This is a genomic window from Silvanigrella sp., from assembly GCF_044369315.1.
Taxonomy (GTDB): Bacteria; Bdellovibrionota_B; Oligoflexia; order Silvanigrellales; family Silvanigrellaceae; genus Silvanigrella.
Map to the genome: position 1 here is coordinate 1 of NZ_JBIPMD010000023.1, position 25,065 is coordinate 25,065.

Annotated in this window: 14 protein-coding genes and 1 tRNA gene; 10 read left to right on the forward strand and 5 right to left on the reverse strand. The window is 28.1% G+C overall.

The window, feature by feature from the left end:
- The 5 genes from ACIQ56_RS03720 to accD all read right to left on the reverse strand — a co-directional run.
- Positions 1–319, reverse strand: a 319-nt coding sequence (locus ACIQ56_RS03720) for a hypothetical protein (RefSeq protein WP_397599729.1), incomplete at its 3' end; no start/stop codon positions are given.
- A 119-nt stretch (positions 320–438) separates the two neighbouring features.
- Positions 439–515: transfer RNA gene (locus tag ACIQ56_RS03725), tRNA-Arg, on the reverse strand.
- A gap of 60 nt (positions 516–575) precedes the next feature.
- Positions 576–3,743, reverse strand: coding sequence for an LptA/OstA family protein (locus ACIQ56_RS03730; protein ID WP_397599730.1), 3,168 nt, complete (start codon positions 3,741–3,743; stop codon positions 576–578).
- A complete protein-coding gene (locus tag ACIQ56_RS03735) occupies positions 3,740–5,083 on the reverse strand; it encodes a bifunctional folylpolyglutamate synthase/dihydrofolate synthase (RefSeq protein ID WP_397599731.1) in 1,344 nt (447 codons plus the stop codon). Before ACIQ56_RS03735 ends, ACIQ56_RS03730 begins: the two co-directional genes overlap by 4 nt.
- Before the next feature lie 21 nt (positions 5,084–5,104).
- On the reverse strand, positions 5,105–5,965 hold the full coding sequence (accD, locus tag ACIQ56_RS03740) for an acetyl-CoA carboxylase, carboxyltransferase subunit beta (RefSeq protein WP_397599732.1): 861 nt from the start codon (positions 5,963–5,965) through the stop codon (positions 5,105–5,107).
- A gap of 138 nt (positions 5,966–6,103) precedes the next feature.
- Between accD and ACIQ56_RS03745 the strand changes: the two genes are divergently transcribed.
- The 10 genes from ACIQ56_RS03745 (at position 6,104) to ACIQ56_RS03790 (ending at position 24,973) form a co-directional block, all read left to right on the forward strand.
- Positions 6,104–10,300 (forward strand): translocation/assembly module TamB domain-containing protein, encoded by a 4,197-nt coding sequence (locus ACIQ56_RS03745; protein ID WP_397599733.1) that lies wholly within the window; start codon positions 6,104–6,106, stop codon positions 10,298–10,300.
- Positions 10,287–13,415 carry a POTRA domain-containing protein gene (locus ACIQ56_RS03750; RefSeq protein ID WP_397599734.1) on the forward strand — a complete coding sequence of 1,043 codons (3,129 nt, stop codon included), beginning with the start codon at positions 10,287–10,289 and terminating at the stop codon, positions 13,413–13,415. Before ACIQ56_RS03745 ends, ACIQ56_RS03750 begins: the two co-directional genes overlap by 14 nt.
- Before the next feature lie 81 nt (positions 13,416–13,496).
- The gene (locus ACIQ56_RS03755) at positions 13,497–14,576 is read left to right on the forward strand and encodes a tRNA-dihydrouridine synthase family protein (RefSeq protein ID WP_397599735.1); all 1,080 of its coding nucleotides are present in this window, start codon (positions 13,497–13,499) and stop codon (positions 14,574–14,576) included.
- Between the two features lie 93 nt (positions 14,577–14,669).
- Positions 14,670–15,311, forward strand: coding sequence for a hypothetical protein (locus ACIQ56_RS03760; RefSeq protein WP_397599736.1), 642 nt, complete (start codon positions 14,670–14,672; stop codon positions 15,309–15,311).
- Positions 15,311–17,833, forward strand: coding sequence for a hypothetical protein (locus tag ACIQ56_RS03765; protein WP_397599737.1), 2,523 nt, complete (start codon positions 15,311–15,313; stop codon positions 17,831–17,833). The genes ACIQ56_RS03760 and ACIQ56_RS03765 overlap by 1 nt, the downstream gene beginning before the upstream one ends.
- Positions 17,830–20,967 (forward strand): tol-pal system YbgF family protein, encoded by a 3,138-nt coding sequence (locus ACIQ56_RS03770; protein WP_397599738.1) that lies wholly within the window; start codon positions 17,830–17,832, stop codon positions 20,965–20,967. The genes ACIQ56_RS03765 and ACIQ56_RS03770 overlap by 4 nt, the downstream gene beginning before the upstream one ends.
- Positions 20,964–22,142, forward strand: coding sequence for a tetratricopeptide repeat protein (locus tag ACIQ56_RS03775; protein WP_397599739.1), 1,179 nt, complete (start codon positions 20,964–20,966; stop codon positions 22,140–22,142). Before ACIQ56_RS03770 ends, ACIQ56_RS03775 begins: the two co-directional genes overlap by 4 nt.
- A gap of 172 nt (positions 22,143–22,314) precedes the next feature.
- A complete protein-coding gene (locus ACIQ56_RS03780; RefSeq protein ID WP_397599740.1) occupies positions 22,315–22,617 on the forward strand; it encodes an RNA recognition motif domain-containing protein in 303 nt (100 codons plus the stop codon).
- 529 nt (positions 22,618–23,146) lie between these two features.
- Positions 23,147–24,544 carry an undecaprenyl-phosphate glucose phosphotransferase gene (locus ACIQ56_RS03785; RefSeq protein WP_397599741.1) on the forward strand — a complete coding sequence of 466 codons (1,398 nt, stop codon included), beginning with the start codon at positions 23,147–23,149 and terminating at the stop codon, positions 24,542–24,544.
- Between the two features lie 42 nt (positions 24,545–24,586).
- Positions 24,587–24,973, forward strand: coding sequence for a low molecular weight protein-tyrosine-phosphatase (locus tag ACIQ56_RS03790; RefSeq protein ID WP_397599742.1), 387 nt, complete (start codon positions 24,587–24,589; stop codon positions 24,971–24,973).
- Positions 24,974–25,065 lie beyond the last annotated feature (92 nt).

A 25,065-nucleotide genomic window follows, 5' to 3' on the forward strand; every position in this document is an offset into this window, starting at 1 on the left:
TGTCTTGTATATTTCTAATTTTTAAATTTAATGCTTCCACTTCGCTTTGCAGTCCAAGGCTTTCATCTCTTAGATTTTCTAGTTCCAGAGTTGTTTTCTTATTTATGATATAATTTGCTGTCATTAATATTGCTATAGTTAAAATAGATGTAGAGATTAATAAAATAAATGGAGGTAATATTCCAGGGATTTGAAAAATGTGTGTTTTACCTGTTTTTTTAGAGATATATAAAATCGTATGAGTATCAAAAAATTTCTTTTTTAAATGATCTTTATATTTATAATTAATCTTTTTAGGGCCTTTTTTTGAAAATAGCACTAAACAACCTCCAGTTTGGGTTAAAATACCCACCGTAGGTTTTATCGGAATTTTTTAAGGAAGAATGTAGAAAGAATTGCCTAGCAATATTAATATGATAGTAGGAAGTATTTTTTGTGTGGCCTGGCCGGCGCGATTCGAACACGCGACCATCGGATTAGAAATCCGATGCTCTATCCAGCTGAGCTACGGCCAGAACACACGGTTATTTGGTTAGCATAGGTTAATAAGATTTGTAAAGCATTTCAGACAAAATTCAATTCGTAAGATTTCTATTAATATAATCGCCAAGTTGTGGGGTGGTTTGAGTATAACCAAAAAACCTAAAAGTGAGTGTCAAAGCATATGTCGCTAAATTTTCAGGAACACCAGCAGGCTTATTTCTTGCAATCGAAAGATCCAAACAATTTTGTAAATTTAAAAAGGATATATTATATGATGAACCATAGGCTTTGCCATTACTTAAATCCGTATTTGTGGCTGTTGGGTCTGTATTTTCAGACCACTGATAACCAAATTGCAACCATGTTAAAGGAGTATAAGCGACTCCGGCTGTTTGTTGTGTCTTTTTTATAAAACTATTCTGGTTTTGGTTGGTTGGATCAATAACAAATTGTTGATTATTTGTATAAGAAATATTTAAACCATAAGGTAGTTCTGCAGTTACGGACAATGCTGTTGTATTAATTCTATGATAATATTGATTATAAGTTGTTGAAAAAACACCTTTCATTGGGATTATGGGATTTAAATCTACCGTAGCTGATGCAGAAATATCGGTATACTTTTGTGCTGGAACAGGAGAAACGGTTGGGCCTGCTAAAGAGTTTGTCTCATTCGCAGTTTTATCTGCCATTAAATTATATCCTGTAGAAACAGAAAGAGATAAAGGAGTCATTTTCCAAATAATGTTTTTAGAATAATAGCTTCCTGAAGGCCAAACATAGTTTTGCTTAAATTCGTTTGATGAAATTTTTTCATAATAATTATCTAATTCTTTTTTTGCCCATAAATCAAATATTTTAGATGCATTTGAGTCAGATGAAAATTGATAAATTTCATTAGAATTAGAGGAAATATTTAAATTATTATCATTTATTATTTCGTTAAAAAAACTAAGATTTGCTACACCTGGTTCTTCATTAATAGGAAGTCTTGAAATGGGATCTTTTGATTCAACAAATTCTTCTTTTTCAATAGTCCAAGAAAGAGATGCTCCAAAATTTATAATTGAAGAACTTACTGATTTATCTTGGTCATACCAAAGTTGGTATGTATTAGGATAATTTGAGCTTCTTGTTACGGATGGGATATGGTTTATATCTACAAAAGGTATAAAATTTTGAGTTATTTTTCCTTTAGTAGAGTTATCATCATTAATTAAATTTAAAGCGGAATATAAAGGAACATCTAAATGAGCTTTATATATTAAATATCCCAAATAAGGCTGAACATCTTGGTAAGGAAATGAATCCGGAAAATAATATTGAGTCCCTACAGCAGTTGCAGATATATTAGCATTTACATATTCATTTGCTGGAATAGGTAAAGATACGGTTGATGAGGTAAATACTCTGTTACCTTGAGCATATGGGTCATTTGGATTTTTTTGGCCACCAGGAACATAGCTGCTTGTTTGATTTGAACCTAAAGGGGAAAAAACATTTTGCGCAATTGGAATAAAATTTTGTTGGTTTTTTCTTGAAATATTTTCAAATGTCGAGCTGTTACTAAATATTAGTGGTAAATTAAAGTAACGATCAGGGAGAATGTCAATTTCTATTTTTGGAGTTTTATCTGGAGTTGTTGATGCATCTGGTGCGAAAAGGTCTTTTGTTGTTTGTCCTTGAGCAGAGATGGTTATATTATCTCCATAAAATTCGGTTGATAATTCTTGATTCAAAAATCTTCTAGATGCCGAAGAAGTATCGCCATAAACAGCGGCTGCTGGATTGATATTTGGATTGTTGCTAGAATAATCAGAAAGATAAGTATTATCACTTACAAATTCAGCATTTGTTTTAAAGGCTGCTTTTTCAAGAATTGGAATATTAATTGAGCTACCTGAGTACCATCTATCTTGTAGTCTATTTCCTCTAAAGCTATTATACATAGATTGTGTTGCAGGATCAGAACTTTGTGCAATAGTATTATTTACATTTGAGTTATTTGTGTCCCATTTATTTTGATAATTTTTGTCTTTTATAAATTTAGCTTCTGTTCTTAACTGACTATCTTCTTCTATCTGAAAACGAAATTCACCTGTAATTTGTGATCCACTATTACTAAAATATTCATAAGAAATTGTACTGTCAGCATAGGGTCCCATTACTATAAATAAAGGAACTGTTGTCGCTGTACCTGCATTTGTACTTGTATATGTATTAGGAGGTAAAAATCCAGTTTCTCTTTTATTTTTAATTGGAAACTTTAACCAAGGTGAATAGAAAACAGGAATTGAAAATAGATCAAAGGTAACATCTCTCATTGTAATATAATTATCTATTTCTATATTAGCATCTTGAGTACTAAAACCATAAATAGGTGGTTCATTATATGGGCTACAGTTACAAGGAGTTATTATTGCATTATTTAAAATTAATGTTTTATTATCTTTTTGAATAATTTGTGAAGCAGCTACTTTAACGTAGCCTTTAATTGCTGAAAAGTTAACAACTTGATCCACCATTTCGGGGTTGTCTTTATTAAATTTTTCTACAGCTTGTCTTCTTTCTATTAATTTTTCTCGATCTTTCTCCGGTAAGGATGCGAGTATTGCATTCGGTTGGAGCTGTGTACGGGTAAGTCTTGCTAATAATCGACTATATTTACTTCTAAGTTCAGATAATTGCGAAGTATAAACTGTATCGTTCTTTTTTTTTATATTTTTTAAATTTAAAAGTTTTGAATATTCTTCTCTAATTGATTTTAAATCATTTTCAATTTCTTTTGTTCTTTTTTCTTTTGCTTTTTCAAATGCTATCTCAGCTTTTGTTAAACCTAAAGTAATTTCAGACACTTTTTCTTCAGTGACTTTAGGATCTGAAAAAATTTGTGCATCATCCATTCTAAATTGTTTTGTATTTATATCAAAGATTATTCTTGATGCAAATGCTTTTTGTTTGTTATTTATTAAATTAACATTACCTTCGGCTGTAATAAGTCCAATTTTTTTCTGACTTATTATTTTATTTGCAGATATATAAATATTTCCTATTAGAATTATAGCATTTCCTTCAAAACTGAAAGTTTCAGAATTTTTATTAATTTTAATTTCATCTGCATCATAAAATAACCAATTTGGTAATTGATTTGAATTTTGAATACTTTGAGCTTGTGAATTATTATTAAATATAAATGAAAAAATAAAAGTAAGATTTATAATAATGAATGTTTTTTTTATAAATTGCTTTTTTATTTTCACTCAATTCCTCGATGAAAGGAAATTCCAAAACGTTCCATAGCAGCTCCAATAAAAGCAATGGATCCTGTAATCACAATAGGTAAATCGTGTCTTTGATTCATAGCTGTTTCTAATGCAAGATCTAAATTTTTAATTGATGAACACGAAATACTATCATACTTAGATTTAAACATATTAAAATAATTTGAAATATTTTCAGAAATTTCAGATCTTTGAGATGAAATTTCTGTAAAAATAACGGAATCTGCAATTTCAGGTATTAAAGAAATCGTTTTTTTCCAATCTTTATCATTTAAACTAGCAAAAATTAAAATGCATTTTTCTTTTGAAAAGGGAGATTGAAAATATTCATTTACAAAATATTGGAAACCTTCTGGGTTATGAGATGCATCAAAAATAACAGTTCTTTCATTTATTTTTCTGATATCAAAACGTCCAGGCCATTCTGTATTTAAAATAGATTTTTCAAGAATTTTTGGGCTAATTTCAAAATTTTTATTTAATACTTGTTTTAATTCGTTTTTTATACTTTCTATAGTATGTAAAGCAGTTCTTAAATTAATTATATTTAATTTTGCAAAATTAAAGTTATTTTTTGGTTGTGAAGTTAATGTGTGAGTTATTTGGTATTCAAATATTTGAGTTAACTTTTCTTTGGTATGAATAATATTTGCACCCGTAATTTGAGTCGTTTCCAATAACCCTTCTAATGCTTCTTCCGAAATATTGTTGACAATAAAAGGTTTATTTCTTCTTGAGACAAATGATTTGTCAGAGGCAATTTTTTTTAATGTTTTTCCTAAAAAATCGGTATGCTCCAAGCTTACACTTGTAAGGACACTTACTAAGGGAGATATGCTATTGGTGCTATCATAAAGACCTCCTAAACCAACTTCACATATAAGAAAATCAATTTTTTCTTTTAAAAAAGTGAGTAAAGCAGTTGCGGTTAGAATTTCAAATAAACTCGCATCTGGAAGTCTTTCTTTTGTAATATTTATAATAATATTTAAATTATTTTCCAGAATGTTTTCGCTAATTGGAATTCCGTTTATTCTAATTCTTTCATTTGGATGAATTAAGTGAGGAGAAGTATATAATCCTGTTTTTAAATCATGATGTCTCAAAATAGATTCTATAAAAGCACATGTTGTACCTTTACCGTTACTTCCTGTAACTAAAACAGATGGAATTTGAAAGATTCCCTCTTCAATCCAATCTTGCAAAAGTATTTGAAGTCTATGAGCTCCAGGAATAATTTTGCCTCTCACTCTATCAAAGTAAGGTTCTAAAATTGAGTTTTTTTTCACATTACTTAGTGAAGGTAATTTGTAAGTCATATTTTTAAAATTACTTTTTAATTATTTCTTTTTAGCAATAGGGCCACATAAAATATTTAATGTTCTTGTAAGCGTTTCTTTCATTTCAGGACGCTTCACAATTCTATCAACCACTCCATGTTCAAAACAAAATTCAGCTGTTTGAAAATTATCTGGTAACTTTTGTCGAATAATATTTTCAATTACTCTTCTTCCAGCAAAGCCAATTGTTGATTTAGGTTCTGCATAATTTACATCACCTAACATAGCAAAGCTTGCCGCAACTCCGCCTGTAGTTGGATCACAAAGGATACTAATGAAAGGCAGGCCAGCCTCTTTATGCAAAGCAATTGCTGCCGATGTTTTTGCCATTTGCATTAAGGATATAAGTCCTTCATGCATTCGGGCTCCACCACTACTGCTTACCAAAAGGACTGGCATTTTATTTTTTCTAGCCCTTGCAAACATTCTATGAATTCTTTCTCCAACAACAGAACCCATACTGCCACCCATCCAGAAAAAATCTAACACACCAATTGCAATTGGTCTGTCATTCATCAATCCTGCGCCAGTTAAAATAGCGTCATATTTTTTTGTCTTTTTTGCCATATTTATTAAACGGTCTTGGTAAGAGCGCCCATCATCAAACTCAAGTGGATTCGTACTGCATAAAGTATGATCCCATTCAAAAAATGTATTATTATCTATAAGAAGTTCAATGCGGTGTTCTCCAGGTAGCCTATGGTGGTAGCTACAAGTTGGACATACAAGATGGTTTTCTTCAAGATCAGATATTAAAACAATTTCGGAGCATGAAGGACATTTTTCCCAAACGCCACTTGGCAGAGATTTTTTCTCTGATACATCTTGAAGTTTTGCTGGTTCGCGCGATAGCCATCCCATGTTTCGTAACCTCCTCGACAGAATACGGTGGGTAGTCCATAACAAAGTGTGAGCATAAGGTCAAAACTCACGCGCACTTTATGAAAGCGAATGCTATCATAAAAGTTAAATTAAACCTTCTACGAAGGATGAATTTTAGTGATTAAGTTTTTAAAACGAGTGATTATATTCTTAATAGTTTCATTTATATCTTTTAACGCTGTTGTCTTTTTTGTTTTAAATAGTCAGACTGTGCAACATGCTATAGTTGAATATATTAATATAAATTACTTCAATAAGCAGAAATTAGAATTGGGGTTAGGTTCATTAAGTTTAAACTTTCTAAGTGGGTCTTTAAATCTTAATGAGGTATATATTAAAGAAAAAGAAAAAAAAGATGACTCCTTAAAAGAATTTAAGTTAAGCTTAAATCAGCTTACGATATCTTTTGATGTTTTTTCTTCTTATATTAAAAGAATGCCTGTTGTTCAAAAAATTATATTAAGAGGCAGTGATTTAAATCTTTCTTATGATTCCTCAAATAAATTAATCATACCAGAATTTTTAAATATTAATAAAAATGATAATGAAGACATAGATATTCCAAAATTAATTCAAGAAAATATGAATCATATTCCTTTTGAAATTGAAGCTATTAATTTGAAATTTAGCTTAGGCTCAAAAGAGCAAAAAAATTATCAAAAAATTACAATTTCACATTTAGAATTAAAAAAATCTGTTAATCAAAAAGGATTACCAGCTCTAAAATCAAATATTCTTTTAACAGACTCTGAAATCATTTTTCCTTGGCTGCATGATAGAGTATCCATAAACTTGCTTGATATTAATTTATTAATAGCTTCTGACGGATCTTTTTTAATAGAAAAATTGGAATTAAAAAGCAATTTAGCTGAACTACATACTGATTTAAGAGGAATTATTTCTAGTAATATACTTGATTCTACTTATGTAGCTAATGTTAAAAAATTAGATTTGAATTCAAAAGAAGTTTTTCACCTTTTAGAAATGAGTTCGTCTGGGAGGGCCGTTCTTTCTGGTATTGTAATTTCTGGAAAGAAAATTACAGATGAACCTATTTTCAATGGAAGAATAAAATGGAATGATTTTAAATTAAAACAATTTGACATATACTCAGGTGAAGCGGATCTTTATTTTAAAGATAGAACAATTAATTATTCAAATGCAAAAATTAAAACTTTAAAAGAAGGTAAAATTTTAGCTAAAGGCATATTTCAGTTATATGATAAATTTTATTTTGAAAATAAAGCAGAACTTATTAAATTTTCATTTGCGGAATTAATTCATGGCCTAGGGGTACCATTTACTCCGATAGAGTTTTTAATGAATTCTAAAGAAATGCTTGTCTCAGGATATATTCTAAGTCCAGATCATAAAAAAGTTTTTGAATTATTCGCAAATGGAAAAGGCTCTGCAAGTAATATGATTGTGACATCTTTTCCTGATCAAGTGGGCCGCGATCCTATTCCAAATATTGATTTTGATTTGAACTTAACAGCGAGTGTTTTGGGACTTGTTATGGATAACACTAAAGCCTACATAACAAAAGCAAAATTGGGAGATCAAGGTGAAGTTGATATTAAAAAAGGATTCATTGATTTTACTCAAGATAAAGGAATAGCTGTAAATACCAATTTAATTGGAAGCCAAATAAATTTATCTGTATTAAATTATTTTTTAAAATTTAAAACAACAGGAATTGGTAGTTTTACAGGAGATGTAACTGTAAAACCTGGATCAACTGATGTTGTTTTTGAAGGAGAAGCTGAAGCTAATGATGGAGAAATGTTTGGTTTAAAATTTCATAATTATAAAGGAAAATTAGGCTTAAATTCAATTGGTGTTTTGGCAAAAGATTCTATTATAGTGCTAAGTGATAGCGATAAATTAAAATTTTTAAATATTTATTTAAAAGAGGCTAATGTTGAATATAATAATTTAAATTCTAAAATTGTAGCTTATTCCGATGCAGCAGATTTATCGGTTTTATCTTATTCAAGCTCTTATTGGCTAAATTCAGTTTTTCATAATTCTTCAGGAAAAATAAATAAATTAAGTGTCAATATGTCTGGTCTTTTACTCCATCTTTCTACTTGGAATTTAAATTTAAATTCAGAAGTTGATAATTTAAAATTAATAAATGGAGAAGTTAAAAAATCAAAAATAAATTTAAACTGTATTTCTGGAGTTTGTTCTAATTCATTATTATCTTTTACAGGATTAAAAGAAAAAAATAATGCGGAAGAATCTTCAAGCTCTTTGCCTTTTGTTTTGATAGAATTAATTCGCTTTTCATTTGATGATGCTGTTTTTAGAGCAAAATTTAATAATGTTCCTTTAGGAATGTTTTCAAATGATAAAGATAAAAAAATACAGGGCTCTTTAAATTCAAATATTCAAATGACAGGAAAATGGGATAATCTTGGTGGATATATGAATTCTCAAGTTTATAGATTTAAATATAATGATTTTCATATTGGTGATTTTTCTTTCAATGCTTATCCAAATGATCAAAAACAGATTATTTTTGATTTAAAATCATTTAGCATTCAATTATTAATAAAATATATTATGCCTAATAATATTCAGGGACAGTCATTTTTAAATATTGATTTATTAGATTTTGACGCAACAGCTTTTTTAACAGAGGAATTAAGGGCTCAGTATGGCTTATTTTCTCAGTTTTCAGCAAGCATTAAAATGAACGGACAAACCCCGTTTCATAGTTTTCATGATATGAATTGGATTCATAATTGGAAGGGACAGGGAATTATTGAATCTGGAAATTTACAATTAGGAAAAATGTTATTTGAATTATCGAACAATAATGAAATATCATTTGATGGCAAAGAACTAAAACTAGCTCCCCTTTCATTTAATGGTCAATTAGGAAAGTTTGAGATTGGTAAAAGCAATATTAATTTCTTTGAAAATCATATTAATACTTCAATATATATTAATGCAAGCTTAAATAAAGTTGATCAAATGGCTGATTTTTTTGGTCCATCTGAAGGTATTTTAAATGGACAATTTAATATAAATGGGAAATTAAATGATATAAAAACAACAGGTGAATTAGTATTAGATGCAAAAGTTTTATCTCTTAAAAACTATCAACCTGCTTTTACAAATTTATATGGAAGGCTAGAATTTAATGGAAATAAACTTGAGCTAAATACATTTAATGCCGCAAAAGGAACTGGCACTGTTAATGGCGCAGGAAGTATTGATTTTTCTACTTTATTTAAAGAAAATCCAGAATCTCCCAATTTATTTTTTAAATTTTCTGCTAGAAATGCAGACTTAAGATTACAAATTCCAATATTTCAATTAGTAGATACAAATTTTGATGCTGATATTTTATTTTCAGGAAATGAAAAACCATATAGTATAAGTGGCGATGTTAATTTTAAAAAATTAAGAATATTTAAGGATATTGGTTGTAGTGAAATTGCAAATCAAATTATTGCGATAACAAATAATGTAAATCCTCAACTGGCATCAAATAATCCCTTTGCTAGCTTTAATGTTAATTTTCAGGGAATTAATTCATTAATAATGCAAACACAATGTGTTCGGGGAAGATTTTCTACCTCACCTTCTGTTAACTTATCTGGTGATTCCTCTAACCCTGTTTTGGTAGGTAACTTTACAACAGATTCTGCAAATCTTTTTTTATTAAAAAGTCGTTTTGAAGTAAAAAGAGGTGATTTTAATTTTATTGAAATGCAAAAATATGATCCAAATATTGATATTCAAATGGAATCTAGAATTGCTTCGTATACAATTACAGCAACTTTAAATGGAAGATTCAGTCATCCTAAAATTGATTTAAGTATTTTACCTCCAAATCTTCCAAATGGGGATAGAATGAATCAAACAGATATTATTTCGATAATTTCAACAGGGCAAATTCCAACTCAAAGTTCAAGTGGAAACCTTTTGTCTGCTTCGACGAGTGTTTTTTCTTTTTTTGGTGGCGGTGTTGCAGATCTCGGTTTTTTAAATAATACCTTAAGTACGGTAACAGGGGGTCTTGTTGATAATATTAATGTGGTTCCTATTTCACAAAATGGACAATATAGTTGGAGAGCAACGGCAAGTCGTTCTGTTACAGAAAGAATCAATCTTGGTGTAAGTTATCAAGCTCCAACAGGAGATGCAGGGCCATCACAAATAATTTACGCAAATTATTTTTTAAATGATGTGATTAGTCTTTTTAGTTCTTATTCATTGACAAATCCATCTGTTACAACACAGCAACAATCTAGAGATGATTTAACAGGTGGATTGAGGTTTCGATTTGGAAGTCAATAAATTTATAAAATATATTATCATAATCTTAATGTTTAATTTTAATATTTTTGTTTTTTCACAGATTGGTAGAAACAAATTAGTAGAACCGTCTGAAAAAGCAAAAAGTGTTGAGGTTCATTTATTTGTAGATGGTAAAGAAACAGAATTTTATTCAGATATGTTAAATACATTATCTAATGTTCCGTTAAATGAGTTAGATGAAGCTATTATTTCTGAATTAATTGAAACTAAATTGTATCAAAATGTTGAGGTAGAAAAATTACTCACCGTTGATAATGAATTAATATTTGTTGCAAAAGCAAATACAATTAAACGCATCCAAGAAGTAATTATGAATGGTCTTTCTAATTATGAATCCTCAGAATATTTAAGGATTATATCGACGCAAAAGGGGCAACCTTTTAACGAATCTGTTTTAAAATCTGATAAAGAAAAATTAGAAAAAAATTTATTTGAGCATGGATATTTAAATGCCAAAATTGATTCAGTTACTGTAAATGAAGTTTCTAGTGAATATGTTCAAGTAAATTTTAATATTGAAAAAAAGAACCCTTGTAGAGTAGATCAAGTTTTAATTGAGGATTCTTTTTCAAATATTCTAAATTTTTTAACTGTGCCAATAGAAACCGGTTCAATCTGTGATTTTAAATCTATTAGAGAAACTTTAGAAATACAAAAAGAAAATTATTTAGAACAGGGATATTTACAAGCAAATGTTAAGATAAAGGATATTTCTTATTCTGCTAATAAAGAAAGTGCTAAAATTGTTCTCCAAATTGATAGAGGGCCAAAAACAACTTTTCAAATTTTTGATCAGGATAGCGGCTTATTAAATCAAGATTTTTTAATAACTAAACAAGGTCTAACCTATTCAGATATTATTTTAATGTCTGATAGTGATTTATTAACAATATTAACAAGTTTCTATCAAAAACAAGGATATGCATTTCCAAATATTTCAGGACCTGAAAGAATAGTAGATAAAAGTGGCAATACAATACTTAAATTTTTATTAAAAAAAGGACCTCTTGTAAAAATTGGTAAAATAAACTTTATAGGAATTCTTCCTGTTAGTGAAGATAAAGTATTAGAGTATATTGGACTTGAAAAAGGTTTTTTTTCAACAGGAATCCCTTTTTCAAAAGATAATATTTCTGATTATAGAGATAAATTGAGAAATTTATATTTAGAAGAAGGATATGCTGATGTTCAAGTAGCAATGCCAGATTTTATACCTTCTCAAGATAAATCAGAAATGAATTTAATTTTTAGAATAGACAGGGGAAGTAAGTATACAATTAATGAAATTAAAATTGATGGAATACCTAAAGGTATTGAATTTGATAAAAAGAAATTAGCTTTAATATTAGAACCAGGTGCTGCATTAAGCTATTTAAAAAGAAAAAACTATATAGATGAAATAAGAAGGCAATTATTATTACGAGGATATTTATATAATCAAATATTAATAAATCAAAATTTAGTGTCATCGAATTCTGAAATAAAAAAAATTGATTTAACATTTAATATAATTCCTGGGCCCATCGTTCGTATTCGTAAGATTTATGTTGATAGTGATATTATTGGAAAAAATAATGCCATCATTTCTTCATCTAATTTAGAATCAGGAAATGTTTTTTCTCAAGAAAGTTTTGATAATGCAAGATTAAGAATTTTGAAACATGATTTGTTTTCCTCAGTTTATGTTGAAGCATTAGATAACTCGGCTTTGGAAAGAAAAGATTTACGTATCGATATAATAATACATGCTCGAGCAAAAACAGGTTATTCATTAGGATTATCGCCACAGTTTTCAACATATCGTGGTTATATTTTTGCAGTAGATTTTACTTTAAATAAACTGAATGATGATGGTTTAAGATTTTTTTCAAACGCTTCTGTTTCACAAGAAAAGCAACAGCAAACATTTGCTTCATCAGAAACAAGACAAATATTAGGAAGGCAAATAAGTTTAGGTCTTTCTGAGTCACTCTTTAAATTAGGTCCTATTGTTACTCCAATTGATATGAGTTCGACATTTGGTTATCAAGTTGCAGCAGAATCACTTACAAACCGCGAATATTTTACAATTAATTTAAGTGGTGAATGGAAACCCTCCTTTTTTGATTTAAACTGGACTTTTAGACAGTCCATTATTCAAGAAAATTCTAAGTCTACAAGCTCTGAAAGCGCAGTTGTTCAAACAATAGAAAGTCCTTCTATCTCGATAAAAGAATTACTTTCTAGTATTACTTTAGATACAAGAAACAATATTGCATGGCCTACATCGGGATCTTTATATAATATACAGGGTGGATTCGCTCGATTTGGATTAGGATCACAAGTTCAGTTTAATAGGTATAATTTTTCTGTGGATTCTTTTTTTCCAATTTATAAAAAGCTCAGTGGAGCTATTTCTATTGGCGGTAAATTTATAACAGATACCGTAAATGAGAGCGGTTCTACTGTAACGCCTCCAGCTTCAAGGCGATCTACTTTGTCTGATGCTGCACTCGTTAGAGGTTTCCCAGAATCTGGAACACCTCCAGGTCCTTTGTTATGGATTCATTATGCAAATAATGGTGTAGCAAATTGCAACACCCAATTAGCTTCTTTAGGCGCAACAAATTTGTTGTATATGAAAGCAGAAACAAGATATCGATTTAATGAAGTTTTTGGAATGGTATTATTTGCGGATTCTGCAGCAAATTACTTTACGCAGCAAGAAACAAATCAAATAAATGCCCAAATGAACAGTCAAGTTTCTGCTGCCCAAGCTTCTACAACTCAATGTGTACCTGATGCCGCTTCCTTAATTACACCTAGCCCAGTAAATTTTCAAAACCTTAATTTTATTCAGCAATATTGGCAAGAAGCTTATGTTTCTACTGGAATAGGTTTTCGCCTTATTTTAGGAAACTATGCCACTATCAATTTAGACTACGGCTATCCTTTAAAAGATCCTTCTTCTGGATCGTCAGGGTGCGTTTCACCAGCAGAGGCGTTAAATTCTAGTTCCCCGCCGAATTGTGTTACTAGAATTCAAGAGTCTAATTTTACAGGTTATTTAAAATTTAAAGGGGCAATTCACTTAAAAATTGGTGCTCAATTTTAATTCTAACAAAAAATAGCTTTTATTTTTGTCTAATATAATAGAAGTTGATTCCTTCTGCTTCGTGCTTTTTTTGGAGTTTTCATGAGCAATCATTCTTCTATCTTTTCTCATTCTAGATTAGCAAAATTAAGGATTGATTTTCCTTTTTTTATTGCTCCTATGGTTGGGTTATCTCATGTCGCTTTTCGTGAATTGATTAAGAGCTATACTCCACCTAATATAAACGCGTTAAAATTTACCGAAATGCTTTCCACACGAAAAATTCCGAATGAAAAATTAGAAACGACAAATGAATTAAAAACAGCTATAAATGAATCTTATTTTATACCACAACTTTTAGGAAATGAAGAAAGATTTATTGCTCCCAGTATAGAAAAACTTATGACAAAAATGCCGTGGGGATTTGATATAAATATGGGATGCCCTGTTTCTCATACATTAAAGCACAATTGGGGTGTTCGATTAATGGGCGATAAAAATTATGCTGCAGATGTTGTTCGTATTGTTAAAAAACATTCGCCTATTCCTGTAAGTGTAAAGTTACGCGGAGGTATTTCAGAAGAAGAAAATTTTGAATATCTATATTCATTTGCGGAAACCCTTCAAAATGCGGGCGCTGATTTTCTTACCATTCATGCCAGAACAAGGGCGCAAAAACATAGTGGTGATGCAAATTGGAAACTCGTATCTCAGGTTCGAAATTTGTTAGAAATTCCAGTTATAGCAAATGGAGATATTCAAACAGCTCAAGATGCTATCTGCCTATTAAACGAATATGGAGTGGACGGAGCCATGATTGCAAGAGCAGCAACAGCTCGCCCCTGGATTTTATGGCAAATCTCAGAATTACTAGGCAATAAAGAAACACCCCTAGGTTATGAAGGTTTTAAAGCTCCAAATACTCCAGAAGAAGAAGGAGCGGAGTATGCAAAAGCTTGCTTAAAATTAATCTCTATTTTTGCTGATTATTTTCAAGATGAAGAGTATATTTTAGAGAAGTTTAGATTTTATACTGCAACAGGCGCTCGTTGGTTTCAGTTTGGACATCATTTTTGGCGATTGTCTATGAGAGCACGAACCGTTGTAGAATTAAGAGACTCTGTTTATGAGTTTTCTCAAAACTGCGAAAATCCAATGACTAATAGAATAAAAATGATTTGAAAAAACTCATCTGTCAAAAACTCATCATTTAAAGTAATTTTTATGCAATAGCCTAGTCGTTTTTAGTGAAATACTAAATATGTCGAGGTTATTATGAATTATTTAAAAAGAAATACATTTCATCAAATAAAAATATTTAAATACTTATTATTAATAACTAGTTTTAATGCTAAAGCAGAAACAAATTATTTACCGCCAGATCCCTATTTAATAATTGGTGAAAATAATGAAATAAATACCGCCGATGAAATATCTAAAAAAATATCTCAGCTTCAAGATAAAAATAAAGAAATGAGATCGAAGATATTATCTTTACAAGATGCTTTAATTTCAAAATTTAAAGATCGAATTGAGCTTAAAATAGAAGTTATATCAAATTATGAAAAGCAAAATTCTCAATTTGGATTTATAGAATTATCTGCAATCATGAATAATATTTCAATTATACATTATTCAAAACCTGTTTTTTTTGAAAAAAATATCAATTTACCCATTTTTAATGGCCCTCTTCCTGTGGGAGTATACAATATTAAAGTTCATGCTCTAGTTGGCCAATTAAATAATAATTGGCCTTATGTATTACCACAAGGAAAATGGGCAATTGATAAAAATATTGAAATTATAGGAACATTAAGTTCAGCTATACATAATATAAAATTAATTCTAAAACAAAATAAATTAACAAAAATTCCTGAGTTCGAAATAGAAAAAGAAGAGCTTAAGGAAAATTTATAATGAGAAAAATTTTAATTATTCTTATTATTCACTTTTTTATTTTTAAAAATACATACAGTAAAGATTTTGAACTTTCTGCATCAGAAGAAAGTATTTTTTCAGATGTTGAAAGTATAAGAGTATTACAATGGAAAAAAATAAGAAGTATTGATACTCAATTAAATTCTATAAAAGGAAAAATATTGGGTCTATCTTATATTTCAAATGTATCCGACCCAGAATCTAATAATTATATATTAGAAAAATCTCCTCTTGGATTAAGAAATGATGTTGTTCGTGTAAAAATGAATTTACTTAAAGCGCAAGATCATCTTTATCTGGGTGATCCATTGATAGCAATAAATATCGTTGAAAAAGAAATGCAATATATAGATCCAAGAAATAGGGGTTATATTTCTTGGGCAAATCAAATATTATTTGAAGCAAATCGTCAGCTTAAAAATCATAATGTCACAAATAATATATGTTTAAAAATGTTGGTTATTGGTGGATATGAAGAAGATCTTTTTCCAGATAAATGGCGATTATCATGTTCAATGGAATTTTTGCAAGAAACTAAAATTAGAAAAGAGAATAATACTCTTTCAGATTTCAAAGAAAATTTAATTATTTGGAGCAATTCTCCTGTTATTAAAAGAGATTCAAAAAATATGATTATGGGTGCAATATATATTTCTCTTGCGCTCCGTAATTTATATTTAAATAATATAAATGCTATAAGTTATTTAGAAGAAGCAATTGGTCATACAAAATCTGGGAACAATTATATTGCAAAAGCTTATTTAGCGCTTTCTCTTTTAAAGTATGAAATCGGAAAAAAAGAAGAAGCATTGTCTTTAATTCGATTTCTTTCTGGTGACTTTAAAGGATATGGTGAAAACTTAAAATATTTTGAAAAAGATGATATGAGTAGAATTATTGCAAGACTTTGTTTAGCTCGTTTTCATGCCTCTATGTTTAATTTAATGGCGGCAGAAACATGGTATCATGATATTTTAATTGAAAATAAAATAACTGGAATTGAACTATTAGAAAAAGAAAAAAGAAAATCTCATTTAGAGTATGCCCATGTATTATATTTAAGGAAAAATTACCTCGAAAGCGCAAGACAATACAAAGAAGCAATTGAGTATGGAAATCAAGAAATAATAAATTTAAAAGATGAGAAATTATATGAAAGAAATAATGAAGTAAAAACTTCTAAGTTTATTTTGGCTAAAATTCTTTCTAAAACATCTAAAAGAAATTATGAAGCTGAAGTTCAACTAATAGAATTATTAAGTGAAACGGAAGCTGATATTTCATTTTTAGAAAAAATAAAAAGTGATTATTCTAAATCAAATGAAGAAGGTGTTGAAAATATCTTAGCTTTAGCAAGCCTTGCAGAAGAGTATGGAATAAAAAATGAATTAGTTACTAATGCTTTAAGCTTTAGAAGGGCATATTATCATTTAGATAATGAAATTTCTATAATAAGATCAGATTTAGCGAATGCAATTAATGTAGCTGAATATACCTATAGTGGTATTATAGAAGTTAGAGCAATATCATCACTTACTAAATTAAAAAAGATATTAGAAGAGTTTAAAACAATTATTCTAGATTTAGATAAACTTGAATATCAATTTTGGAACTTGAAAAAACCGGGAATCGATTTCGCTAAACAAAATCGATTTGAGCTCATTAAAAGATTTATTTCTATGGATGATGATATTAGTAAATATAAATTAAAATCAGAAATTGATGATAAAATTTATAATCCAAAGCTTCCAGGAGCTTTGCAAAGTTTGAGTCGTAATATGAATAATATGAACTCCGAAATGTCAAGTATTAATTACTTATTTACATTAAACGATAATAAAATTCCAAAAAAAGCTGAAAATGAGGATATTGACATTTTAGAAAAAAATTATTCAAAATTTGCTTTTGATAAATTGTATAAAGATTTGATTAAATATACTATAGAAGAAAGAATTTTTCAATTATCTAGGAGTTTAAAACCATCTTCTTCATTGGTTTTTGAAAAACAATCAAATATTGTAGAATCAACAATGAATAATATATATCAACTTCATTTAAGAAATAGAGAAGAAGCTTATTCTATTGGGGATAACGAAATTTTAGAAGCAACAAGAAATTCATGGGATAATTTATTTTCTTCCTATAAGCAATTATTAATCGCAATTTCAAATATAAAAGACAGAATTATTAATGAAAGAAGAGAAATATTAAATAAAGTTGAACAAATTAATAATCATACGATTCAAGAAGAAATTACACTCGAAAAATTAAAAAAATCTATTTTAAATGAGTATGGATCAATTTCAAAAGATTTAGTTAATCAAATTGATCCAAGGGCAAAAGAATTTAAAGATTACGTAAATATATCTTTATCAGATCATAATAAAGGTATTTATGACTTAAAAAGGGATAGAGATGAAGAAATTAAAAAAGCTTCTGAAGAAAGAAGTAATTGGTTAAATTCTTTACGCCAATCTTTAAATATGGACTTAATGCGATGAAAAAAATATTCTTCATTTTTTTAATATTTATTCATAATTTAATTTATTCAGAAGAAAATTATTTTATTCCTATTCTTAATGATGACACAAAATTAATCACTAGAAAAGAAGAGTTTAATATTAGAAATGATCAGCAAATTAAAAAAATATTTAGAGATATTTTTGATTTACATTTTTTAACCTGGAAAGAAGAGTTTAAAAGAGAAATTAATTCAAATGAAAAAAATTATGATGAAATTGATAATTATGAACTTCAGGAAAATAATAAAATTGAAGAAGAAAAACTAAATAAATCAATTGAAATATTAAAAAATATTATAAAAGAAAAAAATAGTAAATTACCCTATTCTGAAGCTTGTTTTAAATTAGCTTTATTTTCATATATTACTAAAAGAACTGATGCTGAAAAGAGTAGAGAAATATTAGATAATGGTTTAAAAGTTTTAACCAACTCAGAAGATAATAAAAGACTTTATGTTCGAATGAATTTATTTGCTGGAGATCTTGCATTAAAAAGCGAAAAATATCAATCAGCAAAAATATATTTTAATAATATTATGAAAATAAAATTAGAATCGGAAGAATATAGAGAAGAAATTATAAGATCTTATATTGGTTTTGGTGATGCTGAGTTTGAATTATTTCACTTTGGTGAAGCAAATATTTCATATAAAAATGCATTAAAATTTAGTAAAAATTTTATAGGTTATAGTGAAAATAAATATGCATTATTAATAGGTGAAATAAAATTAAGGTTAATTTGGTCTTCCTATAGAAATGCGGATTATGTTTTAGCAACAGAATATGCTCAAGATTTTTCAAGAGAAAGAGGAAGATATCATAATCTTCTTCCTAAAATAGCAATAGAAGATGTCATAAGAGTGGGAGCATTATCATTATATGAAAGAAAAGATCCAAATTTTTATATTACTTTAGCGCAAGATAAAGCGGCAGGTGATTTTGCTAAAAAAATGATTATAAATTCATTTTATTATTATATAGCAGCAGGATTCTCTATTGATGTTGAAAAATACGCCGCTCCAATTGAAAAATATTATTTATCAACAAGATTGTTTCCTGATTTTGTGAAAGCAAGATTAGTTGCATTAAATAAGTTAGATAATATAAATAAATACAATGAAATAGCATATTATGGTACTGCTTTTATTGCAAAGGATTCATTATGGAAATCAAGGTATATTTTGACAGAAATGGAAGAAGAAAATAGAAGATCAATGATTCAAAATCTTTCATTACAGTCAGGAAGTTACTATTATAATTTAGGGATTTCAACAAAATCAAGAAGTCATTTTTTAAAAAGTGCAGAAATTTATCATGCAAGAATTTTAGAAAATTTTGAAGGAGATTTGAGAGGTGTTTTATTTCAGTCTTATGCACAATCTTTAATGATGGCTGGAGATTACAATTTAGCTTGGGATGCATCTGAAGAAAGTCTTAAACACCCATTGGATCAAAATAATTTAAAAATATCTTGGTTTCAATTGGTAAATATTTCTCGAATGCAAAGTGAGGATATCACTTCTACAGATAACATAGAATTTAAAAAGTATGAAAAAGCGGTCGATGGTTTTATTGCTCATTTTCCTTCCGATCCTCAAGCAAGGCTTTCTTTGTTTGAATGTGGAAAACGAGCAGAATTATTAAATGATTATGAAAATGCAAGAAATCGATATGAAAAAATACTTTCTTCTCCACCTTTATATTTTAAGGAGCAGTCTCAAGCAGAAAAAGATAAGGTTTCTTTAGCTCTTGCAAACTTATATATAAAAATGGGTGCAAAAGAAAAATTTATTTCAGATGCGGCAGGTTCTTTGGAAAAAATTTCATCAGAAAATAAAATTTCTGATGAAATAAATAAAGTAATTATCATTAATAATTATAAATTAGCCTTAGAGCATGCAAGTAATTTAAAGGAAAAAGGAGAGCTTGTTAATTCAGCTAAATTTTTAGAATTATGGTCAAAAAATTATAAAAATAATTTAAATTCTAGTGATGGACTTTTAATCTCAATTCATGAATTCGCTTTTCTTCAAAACTGGGATCATGTCCAAACTCTTACAGAGTATTTTATTGATACCTATCCAAATAATAGCAAAATAAATGAAATTTTTTATTGGAAAGCACGTGCTTCAGATATGTCATTACAGTTTTCTATGGCAGCATCACTATATGATAAATCTTCTTTTAATGATGATGTATATCCAGATTTAGAAAAAAAGATATTTGCTTTAAAAAGGGCTTTTGAAATTTATAGCCTGATTCAGTTAGATGAAAACGTTCCAAGAATTATTGAAAAAATAGCTATTTTAGAAAGTAAAAAAAATATAGATAAAAATGAAGTTGGTCTATTAGAACTAACTGCAGCAGATAAATTTTTGGAACAAAAAAAATATACATTTGCTATTAAAATTTATAAAAATTTGTCCTTAAAAAATAATATCTCTGCTTATATTAAAGAAAGAGCAACTATTGGTATTTTAACTTCAGAGTTATATTTATCTAAAAATAGAAATAATTCTGAAACCAATTTTGATAAATATATATCTAATTTGTTAAATAAAAATAAAATTAATAATTCAAGCATTTTGGCATTATCAAATGATGCAATTATCGCTTTAAATAATTTTGATAATGAAAAATTTGAGATGGATAGCAATAAAAACTTTTCAGAAATAAATCTAAAGAACATATTAAATATGGATATAAGTAGAAATTTTATGCTGAAAAGATTAAACTATTTATCGAAATATAAAAATCAAGAAAGTTCAATTTCTCATACAAGTACTCTATTAGGAAAAATGAGTTTGATTATCAGCGATTCCTATTCTCAACTTTATAAATATAAAGATAAAAAAGATATTTATTTAGTAAAATCAAATCAGTTGCAATCTGAAGCAAAAAAATATTTATATAGAGCTTTATCGATTTCTAAAAATTCATCTAATGATAATTTATTATTATCAAGTCTTTTATCTCGATATTCTAAAAGAAATTTTAATGTTTCTCCACAAGCAAATATTCAAGATCATCAAAAATCAATGTTTATATTAGAATACTTACCTTCTTCTATGGGATTAGTGAGTCAGGTTTCTGATTCAGGAGGTATAAAATGAAAATAAAAAATAAAATATTTATATGGATTATTCCCTTTATTTTTTTTATTTCATGTTCTTCAACAAAAAAAATTGAAGAATTAGAAGATACCAATAATACAGAATTTCAAGCAGATTCAGACTTATTAAATTTACCTTATTACAGCCCTTTTTTCTATTATCCAGAATCTACAATACGTTCGCAAAGAAGATTAGCGAGCGATAAATTTACTCCATATGATATATTAAATTATTTAAAACCTAAAACAGAAACGGAAAAATTATTAGAAGATAATTTTTTAGACCCAGAATTATTTAAGTCTATTCCCAGCATTCTTGATGTTATTGCAAGTACGATTCATGATCTTCAAAGAGGAGATACACAAAAAGCAATAGAAAAAAATAAAAATATTTTAAATAATTTAGAAAGAAATAGGACAAAAACGCTTAATGAGGATTATGGAGTGTCTCCATTTAGGGAGGCATCACTTATTTTAGCAATTGCTTATTTGCAAGAAGGTGATGAGAATCAAGCTATCCAAATTTTAGAAAAACTGGTTACATATTCTAACACATGGTCTCCAATTTATATGGTGCTTGGTGATTATTATTATAATAAAAAGGCTTATTCTTTAGCTTTAAGTGTTGCAACAAAAGGGATAGATAAATGTAATGAAAAGTTATCCTATTTGTATGTTTTACAAATTAAGTCCTATCGTGGTGTCGGCAACATAATAAGTGCTAAACAAACTTTAAATAGAGCTCTTATATTATTTCCAAAAAATGGTGATATCGAGCTTTGGAGTGGTATTATAGATTACGATGAAAAAGAATATGATTCCGCTTGCAAACACTTTAATTCTGCATATGAATTAAATAATATGAATCCCTATATTGCACATAATTATTCATATTGTTTGATAAAAAGTAATCAATATGATTTGGCTAATCATGTTTTGATGAAAGCAATAGCCAATTCACCTTCACAAGCACACTTATATTTTTTAAATGGGGTTCTTGAGAATTTGAGACATAATTTTTATGCAGCTCAAAAATCATGGCAAACTTATTTAAGTTTGGTAGATGAATCTGATACTAATTATAAAACAGTAATATTCAAGCTCTCTCAAATGGAATTAAATGAAAAAGATTCTACAGAGGAGCTTGTTTATCCATCAAGCTCTTCTCCTAAGTGAAACACATTGACTTTTTCTTGTTTGATTTGTAGTATTTATGTCACCAGCACGCTCAATTCGTGGTTGAAGTTTAAAAAAAATCAAACCGAATGGGGTGTTTCTGCTTGGTGTATTTTGAAGTTTTGCGTTCATTCTCTTTTTATAAAGAGGACGCTCCTTGGAGGCATGTCTCATGGCTAAGAAGTTATATGTAGGAAACCTTCCTTTTAGTTGTACTGATGCTGAGCTTTCACAAGCTTTTGCAAATTATGGTGCTGTTACTAGCGCTCGTGTTGTCACAGATCGTGAAACAGGGCACAGCAAAGGTTTTGGTTTTGTTGAAATGGAACAAGAAGATGATGCCCTCAAGGCTGTAGAAAACTTAAATGGTAAACCATTTATGGGTCGTCCTCTAACAGTTAATGAAGCAAGACCTCGTGAAGAAGGAAAACGCGAGGGTTCTTATAATCGCCGTGGGTATGATGCAAGAACGTAATTCACGTTTTTTTATATCCCAAAAAAGAAAGAGGCAATAAAAATTTATTTATTGCCTCTTTCTTTTTTGGGAAGTTAAATTTACATATATAAATATAAAATTTAAGATAATAATTTATATGGCATAATAAATTTATATATCAACTATTTTAAATTTTATATGTAGCAATATTTATAAAAATAAATAATAAAATTTAAGTATTAAGTTTTTATAAAAAAAAAATATAATTTTTTAAATTTTTTTGTGCAGTTATAAATACAAGAAGGAAATCTAATTTTAATATTTAAATTTACAAATAAAAATATTAGTATTTTTAAAATTTTAGATTTAAAACTATATATTTTTTTTCTTTATGTTAATTAAGTTTACAAGAGGTGCTTCAGTAAGTATTATTAAGCTTATGCTGATTTTGAAATTATATTTATTTACACTGCTAGTTTACTTGAACTTAAACATAAAAATATGGTACTCATGATTTTGAAATAAAATATTAACAACATTGTTTTGGTGTATTATGTATAGAAATTTTTTGAAGCAAAATTATTATTACTTTTTCCTGTTTCTTATATCAGCCGATATTTTTATAATTTCAATTTCCGAAGTTTTATCATCAATTCTTGTTTTAGATCAGGTATTAAATTTTACTCAAATTTTTAAAAATTTAATTGTTGTTTCAATTTTTATGTTTCCTTTTCTTTCCTATTTCGGAGTTTATTCTCCTTTTAGAAGAGCAAATTATATTCAAATATGTAAAAAAATTATATTAGCACACATCTCCTTTTTTATAGTTTTTTCAACAATTGTTTATCTTATAAATCAAAATACATTTATTTTTAAAGTTACTTGGATTTCAGTTTTTGTTGTTACTTCATTTTTTATGTTTATTTTTTCAAGACTACTTTTATTAACTGCTCTTAGATTTTTAAGAAAAAGAAGTTTTAATACAAGATCTATTTTGATTATTGGCACTGGAGAAATGGCAGAAAAAATACATGTTCGATTTTTAGAATTTCTTTGGACAGGATATAGGGTTATTGGCTTTATAAATCATGAACAATCTAATGAATTTGAACAAAGAAGTTTTAATGGTGTTCCAATATATAATAAACCAAAAGATCTAGCAAAATGGATTGAAGAGCATTCCGTGGAAGAAATTTGGTTTGCTTTACCGCTCAGTCTAGATGGTGAAATTAAGGACTTACTTTGGGAATTACGTCATAAACCTATTCCAAAAAGATATGTGCCAGATATGTTTGCTTTAAATGTAATTACTTCATCAATCGGACAAATTGAAGATATCCCTATTTTAGATTTAGAAGATTCAAGAATCATAGGAAAATCTATTATTATAAAAGATATTTTAGATAAATCTCTCGCATTATTTATATTAATTTTAATTTCTCCTTTAATGATCGGTATTGCAATTACAATTAAAGCTACTAGTAAAGGTCCTATTATTTTTAAACAAAAAAGATACGGTATTTACGGTAACGTATTTAATGTTTACAAATTCCGATCTATGAAAATGCATCCTGAAAAAAATATGATACAACAAGCTCAAAAAAATGATCCAAGACTAACTATTATTGGAGGCTTTTTAAGAAGAACAAGTCTAGATGAACTTCCGCAATTTATTAATGTACTTCAAGGAAAAATGTCTATCGTGGGGCCAAGACCACATGCAGTAAGCCATAATGAGTATTATAAAGATTTAGTTACTTTATATATGCAGAGACACCTTATTAAACCAGGTATCACAGGTCTTGCTCAAGTAAATGGTTCTCGCGGTGAAACGGATACTGTTGAAAAAATGCAAAAAAGAGTTGATTTTAACATGGATTATATTAAAAACTGGAGTGTTTTTTTGGATATAAAAATTATATTTCTTACAATATTCAAGGGATTTTTCAATAAAAACGCATATTAATTATATAATAATATTTATTAAAAATTAAAAAAGAGAATTTAGATGAATAAAATAAATTCAGTTTTATTGGTATGTATTGGAAATATTTGTAGAAGCCCCTATGCTGAAATAAAGCTTAAAGAGATTTTAAAAAATTCTAAATTAGATAATTTTAATATTTCTTCTGCAGGCATATATGCAATGATTGGAGAACCTGCGAATTTAAATTCAATCAAAGTTGCCAATGAGAAAAACCTAGACCTTTCTGGTCATATTGCAAAACAATTAACAATAGATCATGTCAAGCTTTATGAATTAATTCTTGTAATGGAAGAAGATCAAAAAAAATGGATAGAGAAAAAATATCCATTTTCATTTGGGAAAGTTCACCTAATAGGCAAATGGAATAATGAAATTATGATCTTCCCCCAATTTTATAGACACAATTAACCGACCTTTTTCATTGGTCTAGTTATTTCAAATATAACTGGAGACAGATATCCATTCGACGAATGCTTTCTAACACGATTGTAGTAAACTTC

What these genes read in the sequence shown, in the direction of transcription:
- ACIQ56_RS03760 (WP_397599736.1), top strand. Translation starts at nt 14,670, where the DNA reads ATGAATTATTTAAAAAGAAATACATTTCATCAAATAAAAATATTTAAA.
- ACIQ56_RS03790 (WP_397599742.1), top strand. Translation starts at nt 24,587, where the DNA reads ATGAATAAAATAAATTCAGTTTTATTGGTATGTATTGGAAATATTTGT.
- ACIQ56_RS03765 (WP_397599737.1), top strand. Translation starts at nt 15,311, where the DNA reads ATGAGAAAAATTTTAATTATTCTTATTATTCACTTTTTTATTTTTAAA.
- accD (WP_397599732.1), bottom strand. Translation starts at nt 5,965, where the DNA reads ATGGGATGGCTATCGCGCGAACCAGCAAAACTTCAAGATGTATCAGAG.
- ACIQ56_RS03735 (WP_397599731.1), bottom strand. Translation starts at nt 5,083, where the DNA reads ATGACTTACAAATTACCTTCACTAAGTAATGTGAAAAAAAACTCAATT.
- ACIQ56_RS03780 (WP_397599740.1), top strand. Translation starts at nt 22,315, where the DNA reads ATGGCTAAGAAGTTATATGTAGGAAACCTTCCTTTTAGTTGTACTGAT.
- ACIQ56_RS03770 (WP_397599738.1), top strand. Translation starts at nt 17,830, where the DNA reads ATGAAAAAAATATTCTTCATTTTTTTAATATTTATTCATAATTTAATT.
- ACIQ56_RS03755 (WP_397599735.1), top strand. Translation starts at nt 13,497, where the DNA reads ATGAGCAATCATTCTTCTATCTTTTCTCATTCTAGATTAGCAAAATTA.
- ACIQ56_RS03775 (WP_397599739.1), top strand. Translation starts at nt 20,964, where the DNA reads ATGAAAATAAAAAATAAAATATTTATATGGATTATTCCCTTTATTTTT.